Origin of the sequence: Aquimarina algiphila (assembly GCF_007489275.1) — a bacterium.
Taxonomy (GTDB): Bacteria; Bacteroidota; Bacteroidia; order Flavobacteriales; family Flavobacteriaceae; genus Aquimarina; species Aquimarina algiphila.
Map to the genome: position 1 here is coordinate 34,235 of NZ_VLNR01000057.1, position 8,778 is coordinate 43,012.

General features: G+C 30.8%; 10 protein-coding genes. 2 read left to right on the forward strand and 8 right to left on the reverse strand.

Annotation, left to right across the window (positions count from 1 at the left end):
- Window positions 1-152: 152 nt before the first annotated feature.
- Window positions 153-860, forward strand: a complete 708-nt coding sequence (locus tag FOF46_RS22165; protein ID WP_109437880.1) for a LytR/AlgR family response regulator transcription factor — start codon at window positions 153-155, stop codon at window positions 858-860.
- On the opposite strand, the gene priA is transcribed toward FOF46_RS22165, so the two are convergent.
- The 7 genes from priA to nadC all read right to left on the reverse strand — a co-directional run bounded on the left by priA (window position 857) and on the right by nadC (window position 7,765).
- Window positions 857-3,310 carry a replication restart helicase PriA gene (gene priA, locus FOF46_RS22170; RefSeq protein WP_143917960.1) on the reverse strand — a complete coding sequence of 818 codons (2,454 nt, stop codon included), beginning with the start codon at window positions 3,308-3,310 and terminating at the stop codon, window positions 857-859. The genes FOF46_RS22165 and priA overlap by 4 nt on opposite strands.
- A gap of 139 nt (window positions 3,311-3,449) precedes the next feature.
- The gene (locus tag FOF46_RS22175) at window positions 3,450-4,016 is read right to left on the reverse strand and encodes a chalcone isomerase family protein (protein WP_109437788.1); all 567 of its coding nucleotides are present in this window, start codon (window positions 4,014-4,016) and stop codon (window positions 3,450-3,452) included.
- 114 nt (window positions 4,017-4,130) lie between these two features.
- On the reverse strand, window positions 4,131-4,562 hold the full coding sequence (locus tag FOF46_RS22180; RefSeq protein ID WP_109437789.1) for a DUF2147 domain-containing protein: 432 nt from the start codon (window positions 4,560-4,562) through the stop codon (window positions 4,131-4,133).
- Window positions 4,563-4,671: 109 nt separating this feature from the next.
- Window positions 4,672-5,232 carry a chalcone isomerase family protein gene (locus tag FOF46_RS22185; RefSeq protein WP_109437790.1) on the reverse strand — a complete coding sequence of 187 codons (561 nt, stop codon included), beginning with the start codon at window positions 5,230-5,232 and terminating at the stop codon, window positions 4,672-4,674.
- A 155-nt stretch (window positions 5,233-5,387) separates the two neighbouring features.
- Window positions 5,388-5,954, reverse strand: coding sequence for a chalcone isomerase family protein (locus FOF46_RS22190; RefSeq protein WP_109437791.1), 567 nt, complete (start codon window positions 5,952-5,954; stop codon window positions 5,388-5,390).
- Window positions 5,955-5,980: 26 nt separating this feature from the next.
- A complete protein-coding gene (locus FOF46_RS22195; RefSeq protein WP_109437792.1) occupies window positions 5,981-6,904 on the reverse strand; it encodes a YihY/virulence factor BrkB family protein in 924 nt (307 codons plus the stop codon).
- 3 nt (window positions 6,905-6,907) lie between these two features.
- Window positions 6,908-7,765, reverse strand: coding sequence for a carboxylating nicotinate-nucleotide diphosphorylase (gene nadC, locus FOF46_RS22200; protein ID WP_109437793.1), 858 nt, complete (start codon window positions 7,763-7,765; stop codon window positions 6,908-6,910).
- 139 nt (window positions 7,766-7,904) lie between these two features.
- Here nadC and rlmH point away from each other — a divergent pair, with 139 nt between their 5' ends.
- Window positions 7,905-8,378, forward strand: coding sequence for a 23S rRNA (pseudouridine(1915)-N(3))-methyltransferase RlmH (gene rlmH / locus FOF46_RS22205; RefSeq protein WP_109437794.1), 474 nt, complete (start codon window positions 7,905-7,907; stop codon window positions 8,376-8,378).
- Between the two features lie 16 nt (window positions 8,379-8,394).
- On the opposite strand, the gene FOF46_RS22210 is transcribed toward rlmH, so the two are convergent.
- Complete coding sequence (locus FOF46_RS22210) at window positions 8,395-8,730, reverse strand: hypothetical protein (RefSeq protein ID WP_143917961.1); 336 nt, start codon at window positions 8,728-8,730, stop codon at window positions 8,395-8,397.
- Window positions 8,731-8,778 lie beyond the last annotated feature (48 nt).

An 8,778-nucleotide genomic window follows, 5' to 3' on the forward strand; every position in this document is an offset into this window, starting at 1 on the left:
AATTGACACCTATCTAGGCCTTATATAACGAAGTAGCATAGGGTACCAAAGCTATTTCGATGAAACACTATTTTTATCGATAAAAAGCCAAAATTGTTTGTGCAAATAAGATATATTCATTAATATTGTATTTAGAAATTAACACTAAACAAGTGGAGCAATCTCAATTAAAATGTGCGGTAGTAGATGATTCCCGCCTCCAAAGACTAGCTATTGTAAAGCTAATAGACGAACATTCTTCACTAGAATTAGTGGCTGAATGGAATAATGCTATTGAAACCAAAAATGGTTTACTTGATACTCAAGTAGATTTGTTGTTTTTAGATATCGAAATGCCAATCCTTACCGGTTTTGATCTTTTGGATGACTTAGAAAACAAACCTCATATTATTTTTGTTACAGGAAAAACAAAATATGCTTTTAAAGCTTTTGACTATGATGCGGTAGATTATTTAAGAAAACCTCTTAAGAAAGATCGCTTTAATGCAGCTGTTGACAAAGCATTAAGTATGTCTCGCCTAGGAGGGGAAAATGCTGCTGTTGAGGATGATGATTATATTTTTGTAAAAAGTAATCTAAAAAAGCGAAAGATTTTCTTAAATCAATTGAAGTATGTAGAGGCTTTGGGTGATTATGTAAAACTAATCATGGAAGAAGGTGATCCTATTGTAGTTTTAGCAACTATGAAGTCTTTTGAAGCGCAACTTCCTAGTGATCGCTTTTTAAGAATTCATAAGTCTTATATCGTGAATTTGGATAAAGTAGAGCGATATAATAGTCGAAATATAGAAATCGCTGATGAAAAAATTCCACTTAGCAGACATAAAAAACATTCTTTAATTGAAGCTTTAAATAGTTAATAATTATCTACGTTTATTATTATTCTCACTCCAGAGAATTCTTTTATACTTTTAAAAGATGTATTTATCTTTTTTATCACCTCTTTAGTTTTTTGTAAAGACTGTTTTTGTGGTATTTTTATGATTATATTTTTATGATACTGATTTCTTATTCTTGATATTGGAGGGAACTCTGGACCTAATACATTTAATTTAAACACATTTCTAAACGATACTCCTAACCAATCCATAGCATCGTTTACTTTATTATAGTCCTTATGTTTACCTGTAATTTTTATAATTTTATAAAAAGGAGGATATTTATATTGATGCCTTTCTTCGATTTGATCTTTATACATCCCTAAATAGTCATTAACCGATACCTGTTGTAGTATCTGATGATATGGGTTATATGTCTGGATTAATACTTTCCCTCTTTTTTTGGTTCTCCCAGCTCTTCCTGCTACTTGTTGCATGAGTTGAAAGCTGCGCTCATGCGCTCTAAAATCAGGAAAATTAAGCAGATTATCAGCATTCATTATACCTACTAAACTTACATTTCTAAAATCTAATCCTTTCGAAAGCATTTGTGTTCCCACCATAATATCAATATCCCCCTCTTCAAAACGATTTATAATCTTTTCATAACCGTGTTTCCCTCTAGTAGTATCCTGATCCATTCTACCTATAGCATGATCAGGAAAAAGTTCTTGTAATTCATTCTCGATTTGCTCTGTTCCAAAACCTTTGGTTGTCAAATCAACACTCTCACAAACTATACATTTTTGAGGCATTGCGATATGATATCCACAATAATGACATCTCAATTGATTTCTATAGCTATGAAACGTTAGACTAACATCACAGTTAGGGCATTGTGGTGAATGACCACAAGTATTACATTCTACAACCGGAGAATATCCTCTTCTATTCTGAAAAAGAATTACTTGTTCACCTTCTGCTAATGCTTCTCTTATGCTTATCAACAAAGTATCACTAAAATGCCCTGTCATTTCTTTTTTCTTGTATTTTGTTTTTACATCTACAAGGTTAATTTCTGGCATTAGCACATTACCAAATCTTCTTGTCAATTGAACAAAACCGTATTTTCCTTGATTAGCATTATAATAGGTCTCTAAAGCTGGAGTAGCTGATCCCAATACTACCTTAGCACCAAACATTTTTGCTAAAACAATAGCAGTGTCTCTAGCATGATACCTGGGGGCTGGATCATATTGTTTAAATGTATTTTCGTGCTCTTCATCAACAACAATAAGCCCTAAATTCACAAAAGGTAAGAATATAGCCGATCTCGCTCCAATAATCACTTGTGCTTTAGATTTTCCAGCTTTTACATTATTCCAAGCCTCTACCCTCTCATTAACAGAATATTTAGAATGATACACTGTTAATTTCTCTCCAAAATACTCCTGCAATCTAGTTATGAGTTGTGTTGTCAAAGCTATTTCTGGTAACAAATACAGAACTTGTTTTCCTTCTTGGATAACTTTCTCTATCAGTTTTACATATACTTCTGTTTTTCCTGATGAAGTAACTCCATGAAATAAGCACACATCTTTCTCTTTAAAGGAGTTTTCAATTTCTAGAAAAGCTTTATGCTGATATTCATTTAACTCCTTTGACTCTCCATTTTTTCCAGTTTCGTATTCAACTCGATCCCTTTGCAGGTGGTATTCTTCTAAAATGCCCTTATTGATAAGAGTTTTTACAACCGATGATGAACTATTGGAAGTTTTTATGAGTTCACTAACCTTAATTGGCTTATTAGCTTGAGCTTGTAATGTAAAAAGGTGCAACAATACTTCTCGTTGTTTTGGAGAACGAGTCATAGAGTCTAACAAATCACGTAGAGATGCTTCTTTATTATACTCCTTGTGCAACCTAACAAATCTAACTATTTTGGGTTTATACTGTTCATAAATCTCTTCCTGAACAGTAATTACCTCTTTTTCTAACAATCTTTTAATCACTGGAAGAACATTCTTTTTACCAATGATATTCATGATCTCTTGTACCCTCAATACACTTTGATATTGTAATGCTTCAAAAATCAAAAATTCATCATCTTTTAGCAAAGATTCATCAAAAGACGTTTGTTCATTTTTAAAAACTATAGTTTCGCTTTCTAATAAAAATGCACCAGGGAGTGCTGCTCTCATTACCTCTCCTTTTGTACACATATAATACTCAGAAATCCAAGCCCAGATCTTTAATTGCTGAGGTGTAACAATTGCAAATTCATCAAGAATATGCTCTATTTCCTTGGCTTCATATACCAAAGGAGGTGTTTCATGGATTTTGGTTACCAAAGCAGCATACACTTTACTTTTTCCAAACTGAACGGCAACACGCATTCCTGGCTTTAAAAAAGCAGCCTCGGTTTTATTTATACTATAAGTAAACTCTTTATCGAGAGGTATAGGAAGAATTACATTTATAAAATATGACATTATTAAGTATAACGAGAACCAAAATAGTTAAGTGTATAAAACAAAAATACGAGTTTAACTCATAGAACAAAGTTTAATTTTGAGAATAAAAAAATCCGACTTAAGAATAAGTCGGATTTTCTATTATTTTATGTTGGTTTTACTTACTAACTCCTAGCATTCCTCCTTTTATAATTTCACATGCTGGTTCATTTCCTAACCATATTTTAAATAGTGCATATTTAAAATCTCTACCTTCAATAAATCCAAGTTCTTTCCCGTTTTTATATGTCTTGATACCTTTTCCTTTAAGATAAACAAGATCATAAAAATCATTAACTTCCATTTTTGAATTAAATAGTTTGAGAAAATCTTCTATTCTCGCATCTAAACTCTGAGTATTCCCAAACATAGCGTCATCAAATCCTTTTCTAAATACTTTAATCATTCTCTCATTAGTCACTTTTTTGGAAGCAATATTTAAACGAATTGCCATAGTCTCGTCAGAATCTAATACTTTCTTATCGTTATCATATTTATTTTTTGTGTATAAAGTTCCAGCATAAGTTTTAAAAGATAAAACTTTTCTCATTGCTCCTCCGTTATATATCAATTCTTCTCCATCAAAAGTTACTTTTTCGGGAACTACTACACTTCCTATTCTAATTTGTGCTATAGCAGATACTGTAAAGATGGTTGCAATCGCTAGAGTAATTATTTTTTTCATTGTTAGTTTTTTATAGATTACTGGGGGTTTAGTCCTTAATATTTTAAAAACTAACACTAAAAAAATGTTAAAATGTAATTTATTAACAAATAAAGGCAGAAAAAAAGAATGTAATTATACTCTAATCCATTTTTGGGTCCTATACAAAAATGCTATATATCCTCTTACATTAAGGACATTTGGATCGCTTTCATCAATCCAAATTTTACATCGATATACTTTTCCATTTTCTGGATCCAAAATAGTTCCATCTTCATATTCATTTCCATCTTTTTCCAGGCCTTTAATAATTACCATGCCTTCTATAGGTTGGTTATAATCTTTTCCTTTACATTCTACACAAAGGTTTCCTCGTTCGGCTTCATCAAGTATATTGGATATTTTACCAAATAATTTATCTCCTTTTTTATAAATTTCAACAATAGATCTTGGCTTTCCTGTATTATCATCAATTGTTTTCCATTTTCCTATAATTTGTTGTTGAGCAGTTGTTACTCCACAACTAAATACCAGTATTACAAAAAGTAGTTTAAAAAAAATCTTCATATTTTGAATATTTGTGTTTATGAGTTACATATAAAAATACTGTAAAAAACCAAAAAAGCTATCTTATTATAGATAGCTTTTTTGGTCTATTTTTATAGGATTATTACTATTATAATCCTAACATTCCTTTCTTTAATGATTCACTAGCTGGATCTTCTCCTAACCATATTTTAAATAATGCATATTTAAAATCTCTACCCTCGATCAAACCTAGCTCTTTATCATTTTTAAAAGCTTTTACGCCTACATCTTTAATATAAACCAAGTCAAAAACATCTTTTTTGACGATAGGCTCAGAGAAAAAACCAATGAACTTATTAATTCTTCCGTCTAACGCTTTAGTGTTTCCAAAAGTGGCTTTTTCGAAACCATCTTTTACTGCTTTAATCATTTTAGACTGAGTTACAAAACCAGATATAATGTCTAGTTTTATGGCCATATTTTCATTCGCATCAAGAACAACTTTAGAGTCATTTGTTTTATTTGTTAAATAAAGACCTCCCGCATACAGGTCAATCCAAAGCATTTCTCTCTTTCCGTATCCGTTTATCTTAAGATCCACATCACCGAATTTCTCTTCAATAGGTAAAGTTGCTGAACCCACCTTAATTTGTGCCGTAGTAGTAGACAACGTGATAAGCGCTACCAATACTAAAGTAATTTTCTTCATTATAAATAAGTATTTAATTTGGGAGGGGTAATTAATATTTTTTTATTATTCCAATTTTCCAACGGACAAATATATAAAAATATTATGCACGCACAATACATTTTGACTTATTTACAGTGATTTTTAACAAAAATACGATTATATCGTATTGATTACTAATTACCTAGCATTTTTATCTTGAGATCTTTATCAGCAGGTTTAGTTCCTAACCAAATATTAAAAAGTGCTTCTTTAAAATCTAACCCTTCTACATGCCCTCTCTCTTTACCATCCTTATAGATTACACTTCCTTTGCCTTTTTCATAAACAATATCATAAATTTGATCTACTTCTATCTCTTCTTTTATAAAGCCAATAAATTTTTCTATTCTACTATTTAGTTTCTCTGTCTTTCCATTGGTTGACTTTTTAAACCCGTCTCGTAATGCATTAGCCATTTTACTTCTAGACATCATACCAGATACTATATGTAATTTAATTGCCATAGTTTCATCTGTTTTAGCAATCGTACTTGCACTACTGCTTTTTTTCTTTAGATATAAAGCTCCGACATAAATATCAAAAATGAATTTCTCTCTAGTTCCTGCTCCATTAATTACCAAATCCTCTCCGTTAAACTTAACATTATCTGGTAGGGTTACATCTCCTACTTTGGTCTGAGCTGATACAGAAGTAGAAATAATTGTAATTAAGATAAAAAATAATACGTTGATTTTTTTCATTTTGAAATTAGTTTAAGTGTTTATTATTAAGTGTTAAAGTTTTTTCTTAATTGATTTAATGATGCGTTTAATTCGAAACCTAACAATAATAAATTAGCGTTAAGCCATATATACAACATCAAGATTAACATAGCTCCTATAGAACCATATAGTTTATTATAATTTGAAAAATTATCAATGTAAATTCCAAAAAGGTAGGTCGTTATAACAATCAAAAAGGTGGTCATAAATGCTCCGGGAGAAAAGAATTTATTTTGCTTTCCCTCAGAAGTTCCGAAATAAAACAATGTAGCAATAATTACAAATATCATAAAAACAAATAATGCATATTTCCCCAATGTTAACCAAAAAACGGTATCATCCACAACTCCCATTCTATTTAAATCATCTACCAAATATGAAAAATATAAGGTTCCTATTACCGTAATTAACAATAAAGATGCCACAATTATGGATACTCCTAAAGCTACCAAGTACTGTCTAACAAAATTTCTATTAAGTGTAACATGATAAGAGTATTCGAAACCAGAAAAAACAGCATTTACTCCGTTTGTCATAAAAAGTATAGACAATATAAAAACAGTAGATAGTAAACCTCCTCTTGGATTAGAAGCGATATCCTGAAATATTCCTGAAAAAAATTCAGAAGATTGTGCAGGCAATGCCCCATTAATAAATTCGAAAAAATTGTTTTCAAAATTATCAATTGGTACGTACGGAATTAAGTTAAGGAGAAATAGTAAAAATGGAAATAAAGAAAGAAAAAAACTCCAGGAAATAGCACTAGCTCTAGCCGAGAATGTACCCTTTATGATGCCAATTGCATAAATTTCTATCAGATCATAAATGGATAACCCTTCAAAACCAGGGAGAATAAGCTTTTTCCCTATTTTAACCAAAAGGTTGATCACAGGGATTTTATTAAGCTTATCTTCTACAGTTTTTGACATAAATTATACTGCTTTCAAGCTTAAATCTAAGTTATACACTGAATGCGTAAGAGCTCCACTACTAATAAAATCAACTCCACACTCGGCATATTTTCTTACTGTGTTTTCATTAATACCTCCACTAGATTCTGTCAAACATGAATCTCCTATTAATTCGACAGCTTTTTTAGTATCTTCATAATTAAAGTTATCAATCAATATTCGATATACACCTTGAGTTTTAAGAATCTCTTTAATCTCATTAAGATCACGAGCTTCAACTATAATTTTGAGATCCAGATTATGTGTAGAAAGATATTTTTTTGTCTTCTCGATCGCCTTAGTAATTCCTCCTGCAAAATCAATATGATTGTCTTTTAGCATAATCATATCATATAAAGCAAATCTATGATTCTCTCCTCCTCCTATCTTAACCGCCCACTTCTCTAATGCTCTTATTCCCGGTGTGGTTTTTCTTGTATCTAAAATTTTAGTCCCGGTACCATCCAATAGTTTAACAAAATGATTTGTCTTTGTTGCAATTGCACTCATTCTTTGCATCGCATTAAGTACCAATCGTTCTGACTTAAGTATAGATTGTGAACTTCCTGAAACAAAAAAAGCAATATCACCATATTTAACAGAGGCCCCATCTTCTATATGTACCTCTACTTTCATATTTGGATCCACATAATTAAACACTTTCTTTGCAAAATCAACTCCTGCAAGAATCCCTTCATCTTTAATCAAAAGTTTTGCTTTACCAATTGCTGATTCTGGAATACAGGCCAACGAACTATGATCTCCATCGCCAACATCTTCGCGAATTGCATTAGAAATGATCAAATCAATTTCTTTATTGAATTGGGTTTCACTAATCATATTGAATGGTTATTTTTGCTAATGTAAAAAAAGAAGTCGGAAGTACGAAGTTAGAAGCATAAGGGATTTCTATTAAATTTTAACAATGCTCTCATAATCCACCTGATTTTAACGTAGAAATATTACAACTCAACACAAAATGAATATTAAGTTAATTGCAATAGGAAAAACCGACAACAAACAACTTGAAGACCTTATCGCTAACTATATCAAAAGGTTAGGACATTATATTAAATTTAGTATGGAGATCATTCCCGATCTTAAAAACGCTAAAAATCTTAGTGAATCTCAACAAAAAGAGAAAGAAGGGAAATTAATCTTAGGAACTGTAGTAAATTCTGATATCCTATTATTATTAGATGAAAACGGAAAACAATATGATTCTGTAGGTTTTTCTGACGTACTTCAAAAACATATGAATAGCGGAATCAAGCAATTAGTTTTTGTTATTGGAGGACCTTATGGTTTTAGTCCGGAAGTATATCAACGTGCAAATGGAAAATTGTCTTTATCAAAAATGACATTTTCTCATCAGATGATACGTTTATTTTTTGTAGAGCAACTATACAGAGGATTTACAATTCTAAAAAATGAGCCTTACCATCACAGATAAGACTCATTATTAATTTTTATTCTTTTACGATATCTTTTAGATCACTAAACATATCTATTAAGTTTTCAACCAAATCAACAGATATATGCTCTTTATTCAATAGAACATTAAGTTTTCCTTTTTTAAGTTTTATTGTATACCCCATTTCTCCTTTGGTAACATAATTCCAGGTTGACATTGTACCATTTTTTGTCATTTTGGTATCCAAATGATCTTTTAAAAATCTCTTTAATTTTTCGGTTTTTGCGGAAGGGAAACTAGCTTTTAAACTATAAATACCCGTTGTGCATTTAGAAAAAGTTGCGCAAACTGCTAAAAGGCAGTAAATTGTAGTTACGACACTATAATTCATATGCACAACTTTCAAGCAAATTACGATAAAATACTCAAGGTTTTAAAA